At 62.4% G+C, this 15,759-nt stretch carries 13 protein-coding genes; 5 read left to right on the plus strand and 8 right to left on the minus strand.

The annotated features are described in order from the left end of the window. Positions 1 to 16: 16 nt before the first annotated feature. The 5 genes from ACIHAX_RS35235 to ACIHAX_RS35255 all read left to right on the plus strand — a co-directional run bounded on the left by ACIHAX_RS35235 (position 17) and on the right by ACIHAX_RS35255 (position 5,385). Positions 17 to 1,087, plus strand: a complete 1,071-nt coding sequence (locus tag ACIHAX_RS35235; protein WP_364438760.1) for a phenazine antibiotic biosynthesis protein — start codon at positions 17 to 19, stop codon at positions 1,085 to 1,087. Then, positions 1,087 to 2,460, plus strand: coding sequence for an aldehyde dehydrogenase family protein (locus ACIHAX_RS35240; RefSeq protein WP_364438757.1), 1,374 nt, complete (start codon positions 1,087 to 1,089; stop codon positions 2,458 to 2,460). The genes ACIHAX_RS35235 and ACIHAX_RS35240 overlap by 1 nt, the downstream gene beginning before the upstream one ends. A 163-nt stretch (positions 2,461 to 2,623) precedes the next feature. Further along, positions 2,624 to 3,466, plus strand: a complete 843-nt coding sequence (locus ACIHAX_RS35245) for a patatin-like phospholipase family protein (protein WP_364438754.1) — start codon at positions 2,624 to 2,626, stop codon at positions 3,464 to 3,466. 108 nt (positions 3,467 to 3,574) lie between these two features. Next, complete coding sequence (locus ACIHAX_RS35250) at positions 3,575 to 4,864, plus strand: long-chain fatty acid--CoA ligase (protein ID WP_364438751.1); 1,290 nt, start codon at positions 3,575 to 3,577, stop codon at positions 4,862 to 4,864. Next, positions 4,861 to 5,385 carry a hypothetical protein gene (locus ACIHAX_RS35255; protein WP_364438748.1) on the plus strand — a complete coding sequence of 175 codons (525 nt, stop codon included), beginning with the start codon at positions 4,861 to 4,863 and terminating at the stop codon, positions 5,383 to 5,385. The genes ACIHAX_RS35250 and ACIHAX_RS35255 overlap by 4 nt, the downstream gene beginning before the upstream one ends. 328 nt (positions 5,386 to 5,713) lie before the next feature. Here ACIHAX_RS35255 and ACIHAX_RS35260 read toward each other — a convergent pair whose 3' ends face one another. From ACIHAX_RS35260 to ACIHAX_RS35295, 8 genes are all read right to left on the minus strand, one after another. Continuing rightward, the gene (locus ACIHAX_RS35260) at positions 5,714 to 7,201 is read right to left on the minus strand and encodes an aminotransferase class V-fold PLP-dependent enzyme (protein ID WP_364438745.1); all 1,488 of its coding nucleotides are present in this window, start codon (positions 7,199 to 7,201) and stop codon (positions 5,714 to 5,716) included. 598 nt (positions 7,202 to 7,799) lie between these two features. After that, positions 7,800 to 8,435: an O-methyltransferase gene (locus ACIHAX_RS35265; protein WP_397281964.1), complete on the minus strand. Its 636-nt coding sequence runs from the start codon at positions 8,433 to 8,435 to the stop codon at positions 7,800 to 7,802. Positions 8,436 to 8,455: 20 nt separating this feature from the next. Continuing rightward, positions 8,456 to 9,316 (minus strand): hypothetical protein, encoded by an 861-nt coding sequence (locus tag ACIHAX_RS35270; protein WP_397281966.1) that lies wholly within the window; start codon positions 9,314 to 9,316, stop codon positions 8,456 to 8,458. Positions 9,317 to 9,329: 13 nt separating this feature from the next. Beyond that, positions 9,330 to 10,793 carry an aromatic amino acid ammonia-lyase gene (locus ACIHAX_RS35275; RefSeq protein WP_397281968.1) on the minus strand — a complete coding sequence of 488 codons (1,464 nt, stop codon included), beginning with the start codon at positions 10,791 to 10,793 and terminating at the stop codon, positions 9,330 to 9,332. A gap of 1,059 nt (positions 10,794 to 11,852) precedes the next feature. Next, positions 11,853 to 12,824: a carbohydrate kinase gene (locus ACIHAX_RS35280; RefSeq protein ID WP_397281970.1), complete on the minus strand. Its 972-nt coding sequence runs from the start codon at positions 12,822 to 12,824 to the stop codon at positions 11,853 to 11,855. Beyond that, positions 12,811 to 13,590 carry an ATP-binding cassette domain-containing protein gene (locus ACIHAX_RS35285; RefSeq protein ID WP_397281990.1) on the minus strand — a complete coding sequence of 260 codons (780 nt, stop codon included), beginning with the start codon at positions 13,588 to 13,590 and terminating at the stop codon, positions 12,811 to 12,813. The genes ACIHAX_RS35280 and ACIHAX_RS35285 overlap by 14 nt, the downstream gene beginning before the upstream one ends. A gap of 68 nt (positions 13,591 to 13,658) precedes the next feature. Beyond that, on the minus strand, positions 13,659 to 14,657 hold the full coding sequence (locus ACIHAX_RS35290) for an ABC transporter permease (protein ID WP_364438730.1): 999 nt from the start codon (positions 14,655 to 14,657) through the stop codon (positions 13,659 to 13,661). A gap of 43 nt (positions 14,658 to 14,700) precedes the next feature. Continuing rightward, a complete protein-coding gene (locus tag ACIHAX_RS35295; protein WP_397080555.1) occupies positions 14,701 to 15,741 on the minus strand; it encodes a sugar ABC transporter substrate-binding protein in 1,041 nt (346 codons plus the stop codon). Positions 15,742 to 15,759 lie beyond the last annotated feature (18 nt).

Below are 15,759 nucleotides of genomic sequence, written 5' to 3' on the forward strand. Positions count from 1 at the left end.
CGACCCGATACTGGACATGAGAACCGATACGTCGGGGATCGACGCCGACGACTACGTTCGCGCGCTCATGCAGTGGCATTTCCACCCCCGTACCGGCAGCCCGTTCTGGCTACGCCGCGCAGCACAACTGGATTTTGACCCGCTTATCGACATAGAAGGAACCTCCGATCTCGCGCGATTTCCGAATGTTGTCAACGACTTGCGAACCTGCGCCGTCGAGGACCTGATTCCCCGGGGGTTGGGGTCGAACCCGGGTATAGCCGGGGTCTTCGAAAGCGGCGGCACGACCGGCACCCCGAAACGCCTCGTTTTCTACGATGAATGGATCGATACGTACGTGGCCTGGGAGGATTGGACCTACGAGCTGGCCGCAGCGGGGCCGGTCAACATCCTGGCCGTCGTGCCGTCGGGTCCACACATGCTCGGTGAGCTCGCGACCCGGCAGGCCCGTCGTTCCGGCGGAATGAAGTTCTCCGTGGACCTGGATCCGCGGTGGGTAAAATCACTGATTTCCCAGGGGAAAATCGCTGAAGCCGATGCATATGTCACGCACCTCATCGATCAGGCCGCGGCAATTCTGCGTACGCAAAGGGTGGATCTGCTGGTCATCACTCCACCGTTGTTGGAGCGGATGGTGCGGCAAGACGAGTTGGTCGAGCTGATCAACCGGTCGGTGCGCAAAATTCATTGGGGTGGTGCCCACATGGACGCGGATTCGCGTCACCTCTACCGCACGGAAATATTTCCGGAAATAATCTTCCGCGCTGCGTACGGGAGTACCACCATTCTCGGCGGCGCGCGTGAGCGCGTCGATGAGGATTTCGACAGCTCCCCTATTTTCGACAGCTTCTCCCCTTACGCTTTCTTTCGGGTTGTCGATCCGAATACCGGCGCTGACGTCGAATTCGGCGAGCGTGGGCAGGTCGTGATGAACTATCTCACCAAATACGCTTTTCTCCCGAACAACTTGGAACGCGATATGGGCTATCGAGTCCCAGCTCCTGCTGGCGCGGTGGGATCGTCGGTGGCAGACGTCGCGCCCGTGGCATCCTTTGCCGGTCACCAGGTGATCGAAGGAGTGTATTGATGCCCGAACTCGTGGACATCGATGCGCTGGGCGCTCACGGCGTCTACCGCAGCTGCCGCCGCAGCGACATTGTGAGTCTGGCGGGCGATAAGATCGGTGAGATCAGCCAAGTCCCGCCGGTATATATTCGGCGAACTCTGGCTGCTATGCGCGCAGCGACAACGCCGCACCTGGCTGATCGGATCACGATGCTGAACAAGGCAGCCGACATTTATGCCACCGGTACGCTGTTCGGGCTCGCGCCCGGCGACTACGCGCGTGTGGTTTCTCGCGTGTCGGGGGTGCCGCTGCCGGTGGTGATCGAGTCGATCGACTCGATCACCGAGGCATTGCGCACAGTGCAATTCAGAGTGGAATCGGCGATGCCCCGGGGTGCAGTTTCAGAGGGAGCCGAGCCAAAAACCAGGAACGGCGCAGTGGTGTGGACACGCAAGGGGCACCTGTTCGCCGTGCACGCCCCGGGCAATACCCCGGCCGCGCACGGACTGTGGCCCGAGGCGTTGGCACTGGGCTATGCGGTGGCGGTGCGACCATCCAACCGGGAACCGTTCACCCCGGCCAGGCTCGTCGCGGCACTGCGGGAAGCCGGTTTCGACGAGCGAACGATCACGCTGTTGCCCACCGACCACGCCACCGCAGAGGTCGTCGTCACCACAGCGGACTATGCAATCGTTTATGGCGGCCAAGACGTAATCAACACGTACGCCCACAATCGCCGCGTCCTCCTCCAGGGCCCCGGACGGTCGAAGATCCTGGTAACCAATGACGTCGACTGGCGCGATATGATCGACGTCATCGCCGACTCGGTGAGCGGCCACGGCGGCGCAGCGTGTGTCTGCGCCACCGCAGTTCTCGTCGAAGACGACCCCGCGCCGCTAGCCCGCGCTCTCGCGGAGAAACTTGCCCGGATTCCCAGTCTCCCGTCCGACCATCCCGAGTCGGTCCTGACAGTCCAACCGGTGGAGCGTGCGCGACAGATCGACGCTCAGCTGCGCCGCACCGCGCAGGGCACCCGCGCATGGCTGGGCGGCGACACAATCGTCGATGAACTCCCCGGGGGAGGCGCGGTGCTGCGACCTGCTGTACACCAGGTCGCAACCGCGGATGCGCCGCAGCTCCAAGCCGAACTGCCGTCTCCCTGCGTATGGGTCGGTCCATGGCAACCCGAGGACGGTATCGCCCCATTGAAAAACTCCCTTGTCCTCACCGCCATGACAGAAGACCGCCAGCTCATCGAAAACCTGCGTGCCGAGCCGAGTATCACCAATCTCTATCTCGGCGGCACCTCGACGACTCACAAGCAGCCAAACCTTCCCCACGATGGCTATCTCGGCGAAGGTCTTATGCGAACTAAAGCGATGATTGGTTGGTGACTTGGCCGGGACGCTTTACGGAGACGAACCTGCGGCGCCGTGGAGTCACAACCTGCGGCGACGGCTCGCTGCTGCTGTTTCTACCGGGCCCATTCCTGTCACCAGCGACACCGGGGTTTTCCGTTGACAACAAGAACAATGACGAATTGAAAGAGGATAGGTGATGGATTCGAACTGTCGTAGGGCACTTGTCCTTGGAGGTGGTGGCCTGACTGGTACGGGTTGGCTGGTCGGCATGCTCTATGGGTTGGCTGAGGCAGGTGTCGACCTGAGCCAGCCCGATGTTGTCATAGGAACGTCGTCAGGGGCGATTGTCGGCGCGCTGATCACAACCGGCGCCGACCTGGAGCATCTGTATGCTAGGTATCTCAGTCCGCTGCATCCTGAGCCTGTGCGTGAGTTGAATGCCGCTGCGCTGGCGAGCCTCGGCTCGATGATGGCCGGCGAGGCAAACCCACAGCTGGCTCGTGCGCGGGTAGGGCATGCCGCATTGGCTGCAGCACAAACCGCTTCGGCAGACGACGTGAGCGACTCCGTTGCCGCTCGGATACCGGCATCGGATTGGCCGGAGCATCCGACGCTGCTGTTGACTGCCGTCGATGCGAACAGCGGAGAGTTCGTCGCACTGCGCCGACAGGATGGCGTGCCCTTGCAAACGGCTGTCGCCGCAAGCTGCGCACTTCCTTTCGCGTATCGGCCCGTGGAGGCACTCGGACGTCGTTGGATCGACGGTTTCCTCAGATCGCCGGCAAATGCGGATCTCGCCGCGGATTGTGACCGGGTAGTGGTTCTCGCCCCAATGCCCGAGGGATTCGGGCCCGGCAAGGTGGTCGATCAGGCGGCAGACTTGGCCGCAACAACTGGCGCCTCGGTTGTCACGGTGGTTGCCGAGAGAGTGCCGGAAAATCCGCTCGACCCCTCACAGTTGGCTACGACGGCAAAGGCCGGCCATGACGAGGCGGCAGCGGCAGCAGCCGAAGTATCCCGCATTTGGTTCGGATGTTAGGAGTCAGCTATGTTCAGGCCGGTTGAACGTGCCCTCCCAGGCGGTGAGTGGGTCGATGACGTTCTGCTCAGCGGGCCTGGTGCCCAGGAGTGCATACGTGCCACACGTGTGCTGCGCTATGACGGATTGTGGCAGGAGGTCATCGAATCCCAGCGCATCTTAGCGGACTTGGAGGTGGGTCCGGATGCCTCAGTTGCTGTCCAACTTCCACCTTGCGTTGAAAGCACCGCTGTCATTCTTGCCACTTGGCGGCTCGGTGCCAGGCTTGTCATAGTCGATCATCGCGTGCCGCAGGAGCAGTGGGAAGGGATAGTGGACTGGTGCCGTCCACAGGTAACGGTGACTGCAGCCAACCTGCAAGCCGGTCGAGATCAGCTTGCGGTGCAATATCGTCCCCGCCCCGGACAGCCGCGAGACAGCGAGCACGCACTCATTCTTTTCAGCTCGGGCTCGACAGGACTGCCGAAGGGTATCGGGCGGACTGTCTCGGATCTGATGGACGAGGTCGAGAAGACCGCCGGCGTCGACGGCGCACCAGCCAAGGGCGAATGTATCGTTGCTGCAATCTCTTTTGCCTACGCGTATGGGCTGTTCTGGCTCTTGCACGCGTTGCGCTCTGCTTGCACCCTCATCATTCCGGAACAGGTCACCGCGCACGGCCTGCTGCGCTGTGTTCAGGACAGTATCGGTCCCACAACACTTCTAGGTGTGCCCTTCCACTTGAAAATGCTCGCAACGGTTTCGGAACCACCGCAGCTGCCACAATTTCGTCGTGTCGTTTCGTCCGGTGAGGCTGTCGACGCCGAGCTGTGTGAGTTGATTGCCGAGCGCTTCGGAGTCAAGGTCGGCCAAGCATACGGTATGACGGAGGTGGGCATGATCGCCGCTGACCTCGATGGTCGGTTTCGGCCGGCGGTCGGCGTTCTCGCCCCTGGGGTGCGGGCAGGAATCGATCATTCTGGAGAGCTCTTGATCGCCATGGAGAAGTCGCCTTACGTGGACGAATCCAAGGAGAAACGGTGGGACAACGGCTGGTTTCGCACAGGGGACGCGGCTACCTTGTCTCCGGATGGTTTCGTGACGCTGCACGGCAGGCTCGACTCGCAGATTGCGGTCGGCGGCCTGAAGGTTGACCTGATGGCAATAGAACGGATCGTGACCAGCGTTGATGGCGTGCGAGAAGCCACCGTGGTCCACGATGGAAGAAGTATTAAGGCATATTTGGCACTGGCAGAGAGTGGCTCGGTGGATCGGGTCAGGGCCGAGGTTGGGCGCAGGCTCGCCGCGCACCAGATGCCCAGCAACTACCATGTCCTGCCAACATTGCCGGCCACGCCGACAGGCAAGCGGATTCGCGATCCACGTCGCCTGGCGCAAGCAGCGGAGGAAGCTCGATGAGAAGCAAGGCTGAGATTCAGTTCCGCGAAGCGCTACGCGCCATCGGATATGGGGACTCCGCCGCATCAGGGTCGACGGTTCTCGGCGATGCGGGCTTGGGGCTGGCCGCCGATAACCTTATCGAGCTGGTTCTGGCTATGGAGAAACGCCTTGGCGTAACTTTTCCCGACACGAGCGTCGAGCGGCTGGCAGCCATGGCAATCACCGAAATGGTCAGCATTTTCGACGCGCTGGTGGATCGCAACGCCGAGGCGATTGGCGCTCAGTTGCCAACTCGAGCAGACGTCATCTCACTGCTCGGTCAACTGAATGGCGCAGATGCCGAGGTTCCTGAACAGATCAACTCTCTTGCACGGACATGGCTGCTGCATTCTATGGAACAGCGTTACGGACAAGCTGTCCTGGTATCGAGCGATGAGCTCCACAAGATTACCGATGTCGACAGCGCAGTTGAGGTTCTGCGAAGGGCGCTTCGCGCCCACGTGCCGACACCGAGGGCGCCGAGCCCAACACTAGAGTAAGTTACCAACGGTGGAAAGGTTTCTGCCACACCGGGCCATTCGCCGTCAGTACCACCCCGCTGACTACTGTCTCGCCACGTAAACAGCATCCAGACCAACTTCAGGAGACCCGCACCCACCCCAGGCCAGGGCGGTGCGGAACATCGCTTCCTCGGCGGCTTCGTATTCTCTCGGGAAAGTGGATTGAAGGCGAGTGGAACCGGAATTCCACCAACGGAGTCGTCCTTTACGGAGGAGACTCCCAGCTCACCAGCGCCGACCGCGAGCACGCCGAGGTGTCGACGCTCGCTTTGCACCTACTGCAATCGGCACTGAGGAAGGGCTTCGTTCAGCAGTGTTTTCGCGGCGAAAGACCCTGCGTATCACACCGGCGGTTGCGGTAGGTCGTGTCGACGAATTCGACGAATCGCTGAGCATCCTGGAAATTGGACGCGATTCCGAAGGAGACACGGAGCGCGCCGCCGGTGGGCAGGCCGAGTTCGGCAACATACGAATCAATCGTGCCAGGAGGCTTTCTGAGCAGGCGTAGCAACGCCGAGCGGCCGATGTTGAAGGCAGCCTCGCCAGCGCCAGGATTGCAGAAGCAACCCGTGCGTAAAGACAACCCGACCGCAGAGGACTCGCGTGCTACCAGACGCTCGTCGACGACGGCCCCGGAGTAGTCGAGGATATTCAACGCGATCGTCGCCCCGCGGTTGACCATATCGCGCGGGCCATAGATGCGGACCACCGGAGCGCCGTTGTCGTGCACGAGCGACAGTAAGCGATCCAGCAGCCACCCGGTCAGGCAGCGGGTACGCCGATCGATCACATCGATGCCGACTCCGTGCAGCCATTCGAGACCATGTTGAACGTCCGGTATGGCGAGGAAATTCACTGTACCGTCCTCGAATTCAGCATGTCCCGCGGCAGGTGTGTACCACCCGCCCTCCACGCTGGCGGCTTGAACGGTGCCGCCGGAAAACCACGGCCGCCGCAGTCTGGCCAACGTATCGCGGCGGGCGACCAGACAGCCGACTCCAGTCGGATAACCGAAGACCTTATACCAGCTCACGGGAACGAAATCGGCACGTACTTCGGAGAGATCGAGTTCATGGGTCGGCAGGTAGGCGGCGGCGTCGAGCAATACATCGAATCCGTGATCATGTGCGATGTCAACCCATTCGAGTGGATGCTGGACGCCGGTGAAGTTGCTCTGCGCTGGGTAGGCGAACAGCCCACGATGTTTGTCGCGTCCATCCGCCGCAGCGGGCGAGTGCGATTCCCTCACCCGGCGGCCACCCAGTGCGGCGCGAACAGCAGCCTCGGTCACTCTGAGTTCTGTGCCGACGAGAGGGATGTACTCCGTTCGAGCGCGCCTGGAGTGTGCGAATTCTCGAATGCCATTGACCGAATTGTGGTTGTCAGCCGTCAGGACGAAACGGATCGACCGACCGAATGGGTAGGCCTCGCCGACTAATCGGCATGCCGCCGTGGCGTTCGTCGTGAAGATCGCCGTATAGTCCTGCGGTGACGCGTTAAAATGGGCGAGTACGGCAGCCCGGGCAGTCTCGACCCCAGCCGTCGCCGCACGTGAGGTGGGATTGTCTGAATGGGGATTGCCATAGCAGCCCGCAGAGACCCATTGGTTGTGTGCCCGGTGTTGGGCGGCCGCGGCCAGCCCTGCGCCGGTGTAGTCAAGATAGATGTCCTGGTTGCGGTCGAGATAGTCGTATTCGGTGGCACGGAGGTCATCTATTACAGCGGTAGTGGTGTATTCCGGATACTCGGCCAGAAAATCCTCTGTGCTGATCGTTCGCGCGCCCTGGCCGCTCATGGTTAGTCCTCCTATCGTCGTGCGGTTCTGTCGCGTCTCGGGGGCAAGCCACGTTGCCGGATTCGGTGTTATAGAAAGAGTGCAAGTATCGCCGAAGTAGCGCGGGACGTGAATGCTGTATTGATCATCGGGGCGGGTGTGAAGCCAACCCCACCTCGGAAGGCTCGCTCGGCGGACGGCTCTGACGGCTGCGCCACCGATAACAGTCGCAGTGCGACCCGGGCCGCCCATAACCGTGTTGCAATAGCGCTGGGGTGGCACCGTTGCCGAAGCTGCCTGGCCACCCGGCGTACGGCGCCAGCCGGGTCGGCAGAATCTGTTTCCCATTGTCAGCAGAAGAGCTTCGGCAGCCTGCGCTGCAAGCGCAGCCTTTTCCGGTGCCGCGAGCGCGGTGGCGACAGGCAATGACTCGACCCGGAGCCCCGGCAAGCCCGAGCCGGTCAAATCGGCCCCTTCGCTCGAGACCGAATGGTCTCGTGCTTCAGGGGAATTCATGTCGCATGGATGCGACGACAACATCGCCGCCAACTTTCATGCCTCACCAACCTCTTCTGAACTACGAGCTGCCGCAGCCAGTATCGGACGGGTGCAGTTGTCGTCAGTCCTTCTTCCTGGCAAGTGTGAGCCCGTCCGCGATGGGCAGCATCACCGATTCGACCCGGCCGTCGGCGCGGACCCGATCGTTGAACGCGTCGATTGCCGCAGCGTTGCCGACCGGGTTTTCGCCTGCCGCCTCGCCGTAATAGAAAACGTTGTCGGCGAGCAATACTCCGCCGGGTCGCACCCTGGGCACAAGCTGGTCCCAGTAGTCGATATAGCCGACTTTGTCGGCATCGATGAACACGAGATCGATATCGGCGGTCTCGGGCAGGTTCCGCAAAGTGCGGGAGGCGGGTCCCAGCCAGAATTCGATGCGGTCGGACACACCGGACGCATGCCAGGCGGCGCGGGCGATCGTGATCCATTCCGCCGAGATGTCGCAGGTGATCAGCCGACCGTGCGGCGGGAGCCCGAGCGCCATCGCTAGCGTCGAATAGCCCGTGAAGGTGCCAACCTCAACGATGCGTTCGGCTCGGGTCAGCCTCACCAGCAGAGTCAAGAAGGCGGCCTGCTCGTGTGGAATCTGCATCTCCGCGACGTCGCCCAACTCGGAGGTACTGGTGAGCAGTTTCCGCTGCACGGGGCTCGGCGGTCCGACGTGCGTAAGCAAATAATCGTAAATCCTCGGAGTCATGACCACATTTTTGAATTCGCTCATTCCAGACTCTCTTCCAGTCGGGACAATACGACGGCGCTCTCTCTGTGAAATAGCGCGACCACGCCGGTCTGCTGCGCCGAAAGCCCCGGCCATTCACAGGAAACAGGCAGCGGTCTATGGACGAGGTCGGATCTCACCTGGCCCAGCTTGGTGACGAATTGTGCAAGGAACTCCTCGCGGCAGATCGTGATTCGTTCGACACCGAAGAACCGGTCACTGACTTGCCGTTGCGCCTCGGTCGGGGGGGCCAGGTGATCGTCGCTGTGCTCACGCAGCAATGATTGGCCAATGGGGACAAGATATTTGGCCACCGCTCCGTGCACGATGTTGTTTAGCTTCAGCGCCGTCGACAGCGGGACCAGCGTGTTCGGATGATACGTCAGGCGGATTTCGCGCAACAACGGATGGATGGGCTCGTAGTCGCGCGCCCATGTACCACTGAAAGCGGAGTCGGCGGCCATCATCGAGGGCCGAATGGTTTCGCCGTAGACTTCGGCGGAACAACTGCCAGCATAGAGCATCAGCACCGAGTACGCGTCGAATAGCAACGTGGCCCTGCTGACCAGCACCGAAGCCCGAGTCGATCCGGCGAGCAGGACGCGAAGTGTCTCCGCCATCAACCGCCACACGCAATAGGCCGCATGGTGGCCAACCCGCCATCGGTACGCCGCAGCGCCCCCGACTGTGCGCGACGGGGGCGCTGCCGGGGAGACCACGGTGTGCCACGGCACGCCGCGTGGGGACAAGTCGGCGTGCCGGCACGGGGTGAACGCAGACTCGGGCATCGGCAGGTACAGGGTGTCCACCCCGGCCCCGCGAATCCGTCTGCGAGCCAAATGTTTTTGGAGTTTGAACATGGCAGCTCAGTTCTCACCGCTGGTAGCCCAGATCGGAGCACTCGTCAGCGATCGTATCGAGCAGATCCGCTGCGGAGCGTACGTCGGCGTCCAATGGCCGGTCGGGGTCGATCGCGGGCACTAGGTCGATCAAGCGGTCCAAGATCGCCGCGCATGCAGGCGAGGTGGGCCTTCGGCCACCTATATGCGCCGCCTGACGCAGCGCAACCGCCAGCGAGCCGTGTAACAACCGCAGCGACCCCGCTAGATCGAGTGCGTTCAGCGCGGCCTGCGTGCCGAAAGGCACCACGTCTTGGTTGTGAAGGTTGGTCGGCAGGCTCTGCATCGACGCTGGTACAGCGGCTCGACGCATCGCCGCGACGATCGCCGTCGCGGCCAACTGAACACCTTGCACGCCATGCTGTTCGCCTGGCTTCGTCGCCAACATCGGGTTGAGACCGCCGTTGCGATGGGGATCGACCAACAGATCGAATTGGCGCTCAGCTAGATTCCCCACCTGCACGGTACTCACCGACAATAGATCCGCTGCAAACGCCACCGGCTGCCCAAAAAAGTTCCCCCCGTGCACCACCGCGCCCTGTTCGGGGAAAAACATCGGATTGTCGCTGATTCCGTTCAGGTCGTCGACGACAACGTGCTCGACATGCTCGATAGATGTGCCGACGGCACCGAGCAATTGCGGAGTGCAGCGTATGCTGTACGGCTCCTGCAGCGGACGGGTACCCGTCGGCGCAGTGCCGTCTAGAAATTGGCGCATCCGGCCAGCTGCTGCGCGCGCCTGTGAGTGGCCGAACGCATCCAGCAACTCATCTGCCAGAAACCCCGCATCGCTGCCGAGAACATCGGCCAGCAACGCGGTCAACATCATAGCGACCAGATGCGACCGACGAACCGACATTACGGCTAATCCCGCCGCCGCTGCGGTGAGCGATGTGCCGTTGACCAGCGCGAGCGCGTCTCGCCCGTCCAACACCAGCGGTGTCAGCCCTGCAGATCGCAGCGCGTCGCCAGCGGGCATTCGAATTCCTGACAGATAGGCGCTGTTTTCGCCACGAAGCGCCCGTGCGACATATGCAAGCGGAATGAGGTCGCCGCTCGCGCCGACCGAGCCGACCCGCGGCACAGCAGGAGCGAACTGCGTACCCAGCATCGCTACCAGCGCAGGCAATACTCCAGGGGAAATGCCCGAGTGGCCACGCGCCAGAGACCACAAACGGGTCAGTACCGTAGCGCGCACTACGTGAGGCGGCAAGTCCTCGCCTTGGCCAGCCGACAAGTGCCCGACCACGTTGTTGCACTGATCTGCGGCATCCCGGCGACCAGAAAACACGACCAGCGGGCCGAACCCGGTGGTCGTCCCGTAGATATCAACTCCAGCGGCGATGCGGTCCAGCAGAAAAACGTGACATGCGTCGACGCGTTTCAGGGCGTCATCCGCGATCCTGATTTCGACCGGGTCGCTCACCCGTTCCAACATGTCCAGAGTCAACCGCCCTGGGATTTGAATGGTGACTCCACGCGATCCAGCAGCTATAGCATTAACAGACATTGACAACCCTTCGATGTGATCACATATTAAGAACGTGATACTGCCCGCAAGCCGACCGGTCGGGTCGAGCCGGTGGCTGGATACAGTGTCCTACACCGGATAGATGTCAACATCCGTGACTACACCGGAGCTACGTATGCATCTGATTAGTATTTCCATTTCTCGATTTCTGACGGTAAGGAGTCTTCTTTTCCATACGGCCGTCGAGCAGCCGACGCAGCCGTGAATTTTCGGCAAAAAGGGAGGCTCGCCATGCCTGTCATCGCTGAGATATTCTGCGATTCGGTGCTCGTACTCAGTCCGTTCTATGACGCGCTTCCACCGATGTTTCCGGCCCTCCTGCCAGAGCGGCGAGGGGGTGATATTATCAGGGGTACTTCCACGACCTGACCCGACCCCGCAGCGGTAAAGCCGGAGGCACCCAAACCTCTTTTGAGCCTTCCTCATCGGCGAGTGCGGCGTGTCGATATATCTGATCACCTACGGCGGCGCCCATCCCGCTCTACTGATGGCGGCAGGATCGACGCTGCGGCGGGTTGCGCCAAGAGCAGCGGCTTTACCGCCTGTGGCTCATCTAAGAGGTCAGCACCGCCCCATTCGGTATGCGTCCGTCGGGGCGGGGTTCCCACTTCCGTGGTGAGGTCGGCGTCAAGCCCTGGTGAGGTGGTTCCCGACCTCGCCCAAGTGCTGCTGGGTCTCAACATCAGTGTCACCGAGGTACCCGGCGATGCCACCCAGGACTCGTCTGCCGTTATTGCCGTGATCGGATCGCCGGCAGCGACAGATTCCGCTGCCTCAAGCCGAAATCTGCCGCAGCGTTAAACGGTCACCGACTGTTTGTCACCTCTGTAGCGTGGCACCTCGTCCGCGAACGTGGACTCGTTCCGCGCCTGCAAGGTTACTTTCCAGCGAGCTTTCAGTTCGGCGATCCCTTGGATGACGCGCCCGGTCCGGTCTCATCGATTGATGGTCGACCATCAGCTCGGCTCACACTCGCCGCCCGCGCAGTTCGGCCGCGCTCGGCGGGTCGGCGCCAGAGCGGGTGCAGGTGATCGCGGAGATCAGCACCGCCTGGTCGAGAACAGCCGTCAGGTCTGGTTCCGTCATCGTCCGCAACGCATCCCGGCGCGCCGCCCCGAGCAGGTCGCGATCGCGCAGGCCCGCCAGCAGGCCGGAAGTGAACGCGTCGCCAGCACCGATGGTGTCCACCACCTCGATACGCCTGCCGGGCACATGGATTCGATCAGGGGCAGCCGTGGTGGCAGCCAGGCATCCCTCGGAACCGAGGGTGATTACCACCAGTGCCGGGCCGCGAGTAATCCAGTCGCGCAGCACGGCCTCCGGACTGCACTGTGGGTACAGCCAGGCCAGGTCCTCCTCGCTCGCCTTGACCACGTCGGTGAGGGGGAGCATCGTCTCCACGCGTTCGCGGGCACGAGCGCGAAGCATCAACTGTCGGCGCGTGTTCGGATCGAAGGACACGGTGACCGCCGAACGGGCGCGTACCGCTAGGCGCTGTATCACCGCCGCGCCCGGCGGCAGCATCGCAGCCAGCGAGCCGACATGCAGCGCGACAACCCCGCCGTCGAGCGCACCGTCCAACTCGCTGTCGGTCCACTGCCAGTCCGCAGTGCCATCGATCTGAAAGTCGTAGCGGGCCGTGCCGTCAGCATCGACGTACACGATCGAGAGCGAGGTCCGCTCGACCGCCTGGACAGCGCAATCCAGCCGGACATCATTGTCCTGCAAATATTTCCGCAGCCGGTGCGCGAACGGATCGCTCCCGATTCTGGCCAGCAGACGGACCGGCACAGCCAGCCGGGCCAAGCCCACCGCCACATTGGCAGGGCTACCGCCGGGCACCGCCTGATATCGGCCATCCGATCCTGCGGGCACCAGATCCATCAGCGCTTCGCCAGCCACCGCGATCAGGCCCACTCCACGGTCAGGCGCGGACACGGCTATTGATGACTTCCTCCCCCGCCATGGCCCCGGTCATGATCGCGACGGCGTCGGACATCGAGAATTCGTGCGGCTCGATCACCGCGACCCGCCGACCCAGCCGCTGGATATGCACACGATCTGCGATCTCGAACACGTTAGGCATGTTGTGGCTGATCACGATCACCGCCAAGCCACGGTCGCGGACCTCACGGATCAGGTCCAGCACCATGCCGGTCTCTTTGACGCCAAGGGCAGCGGTCGGCTCGTCCATGATCACCACGTGCCGCGCAAACGCCGCGCCGCGCGCCACGGCCACACCCTGGCGCTGGCCACCGGACAATGTCTCCACCGCCTGCTTCATCGACCGGATGCCGATCTTCAGATTCGCCATGTGCTGCTGGGATTCGCGCACCATGCGGTCTTTGTCGAGCATTCGGAACACTGAGCCCAGCACGCCCTTGCATCGCAATTCCCTGCCCAAAAACAGGTTGTCGGCGATGCCCAGGGCCGGGGCCACTGCCAGATCCTGATAGACGGTCTCGATCCCGGCGCGTCGGGCGTCGACGGGTCGGCGGAAATGAACCCGCCTGCCGTCCAGCCGGATCTCACCTTGGTCCGGCTCCAGTGCGCCGGACAGCGCCTTGATGAGTGACGACTTCCCAGCGCCGTTGTCACCGATCACCGCGAGGATTTCATTGGGGTACAGATCGAAATCGGCACCGTCGAGCGCGGTGACGTGCCCATAGCGCTTGACCAGGCCCCTCGCCTGTAGCACCGCCATCGGTGTGCTGGCCGCGAGCCCCGTACCCGACTGTTCCGCATTCGCTTCCATAGCCCGCTCCACGTCGTTCACCTCTGCCTCCCACGGTTGAACTGGTCCCCCGCGACCGCCGCGATCACCAGGATGCCGGTAATAAGAGTCTGATAGATCGACGGGACGCCGATGAGCTGCAACCCGTTGCGGATGATGCCCACGATCAGCGCGCCCAGCAGTGTGCCGATCACGCTACCGCGGCCGCCGAACAGGCTGGTGCCGCCGAGCACCACCGCGGTGATCGAATCGAGGTTGTCGGTCTGCCCGGCGTTCGGATCGCCAACGCCGGTGCGCGCCACCAATAGCAGCGCGGCCAGGCCGTAGAGAAGGCCTGCGGCGGTATATACGCCCAGCAGCACACGTCGGGTGCCGACGCCGCTCAGCCGCGCGGCCTCCGGGTTGTTGCCGACCGCGTAGACATGCCGGCCAGCCGAAGTCTGCCGCAGCACGTACCAAGCGATCGCGAACAACACCAGCATCGCCACCGAGCCATAGGTGATGTCGGTATTGCCCAGCGGGAATGTATTGTCGAAGAAGGTCAGCTGGCCCGGCAGGCCCGAGATGGTCTGCTCCTGCGAATAGAGATGGGTCAACGCGAAGGCGATACCGTAGGTGCCGAGCGTCACGATGAACGGCGGAAGCTTCACAAAGCTCACAAGGGTGCCGTTGAGCAAACCAAATCCAGCGGTGATCAGAAGCCCGAGCAAGATCGCCAGGATCGGCGGCATCCCGCTATTTATGGCCAGCTTGGTCATGGCGATATTGCCCAGTGCCATCACCGCGCCGTTGGACAGATCGATGCCAGCGGTCAGGATGATCAGTGTCTGGCCGATCGCCAACGTGCCGACCACCATTACTTGCTGGATGATCAGCGAGAAGTTGCCGCCGGTCAAGAACCGGTCGGACTCTGCGCCGAAGAACACGCCCGCGATGATTATCGCGGCGATCGGGCCGAAATTCGAAAAGGCCAGTACACGTGCGAGCACCGACGGATTGGGCTCCAGTTGCGACTGAGAGGTGATTGTTGCGGTCATGTGATTTCCTGCTCCGATGCTCTCTAAATAAGCCGGGACGTAGCTATCCCCAGCAGTTGTCCAGGCCGTACTGGACATCTCTCGAATCGACGCCGACCTGCGGCTTACCGGTGATCAGGGTGACGCCGGTGTCGGTGTAGCCGGAGGTATTCTTGCCGTTCCTGGCGTGGTCTACGATCGCCTGCACACCATCGCCCGCCATCTTCAGTGGGTACTGCTGAGAGGTGGCCGCGATCTTGCCGTCCTTCACCGCTCGCACGCCGGCGCAGCCGCCGTCGATGGAGACGATCAGTACATTGTTCTCCTTGCCAGCGGTCTTCAGCGCGGTGTACGCGCCCAGCGCGGAGGGTTCGTTGATGGTGTAGACCACGTTGATGTCTGGATCCTTTTGCAAGCATGTCTCCATCGCGGTTTGCGCCTTTGCTTGATCACCATGGGCGGGCTGCGCACACACCACATTCGAGGCGATGATGTCTCGAGTCATGTCCTGAGTCGTCTGGGCGGCGCCGTAACCGGAAAGAAAACCGTTGTGCCGCAACACCCCAACGGTCACGCCGGGGCTCAGATCGATCATGGCTATCTTCACCGGCTTGTCGCCCTCGACCGCTTTGACATACTTGCCTATCAGGACGCCAGCGGTGAAGTTGTTGGTGGCGAATAGCGCATCGACCGCGCTCTGCGGATCAGTCGGGGTGTCCAGCGCGATCACCTCGACCCCCTTGGCGCGTGCCTTCTCGATCGAGGGCACGATCGCCTTGGCGTCGCTGGCGGTGATCATGATGCCCTTGACACCCGCGTTCACCATGTTCTCGACGGCGGTCACCTGGCTGGCGTTGTCGCCGTCGAATTTGCCTGCGGCGGTGATCAGCTCGATCCCTGCAGCGTCGGCGGCCTTCTGCGCGCCCTCCTTCATCTTGACGAAGAACGGGTTGGTGTCGGTCTTGGTGATCAAACCGACTCGGAATCGCTCGTTGCCGCCGGAGGATCCCTTGCCGCAGCCACCGGCGGCGATTACGAGGGCGGAGACGGCCAGACAGGCTGCCACGACCCGGAGGACGCGGGCCGAAGTGACACGGGAAGACATCGATGTTCTCCTGCAGAG

The organism is Nocardia sp. NPDC051929, from assembly GCF_044548645.1.
Lineage (GTDB): Bacteria > Actinomycetota > Actinomycetes > Mycobacteriales > Mycobacteriaceae > Nocardia > Nocardia sichangensis.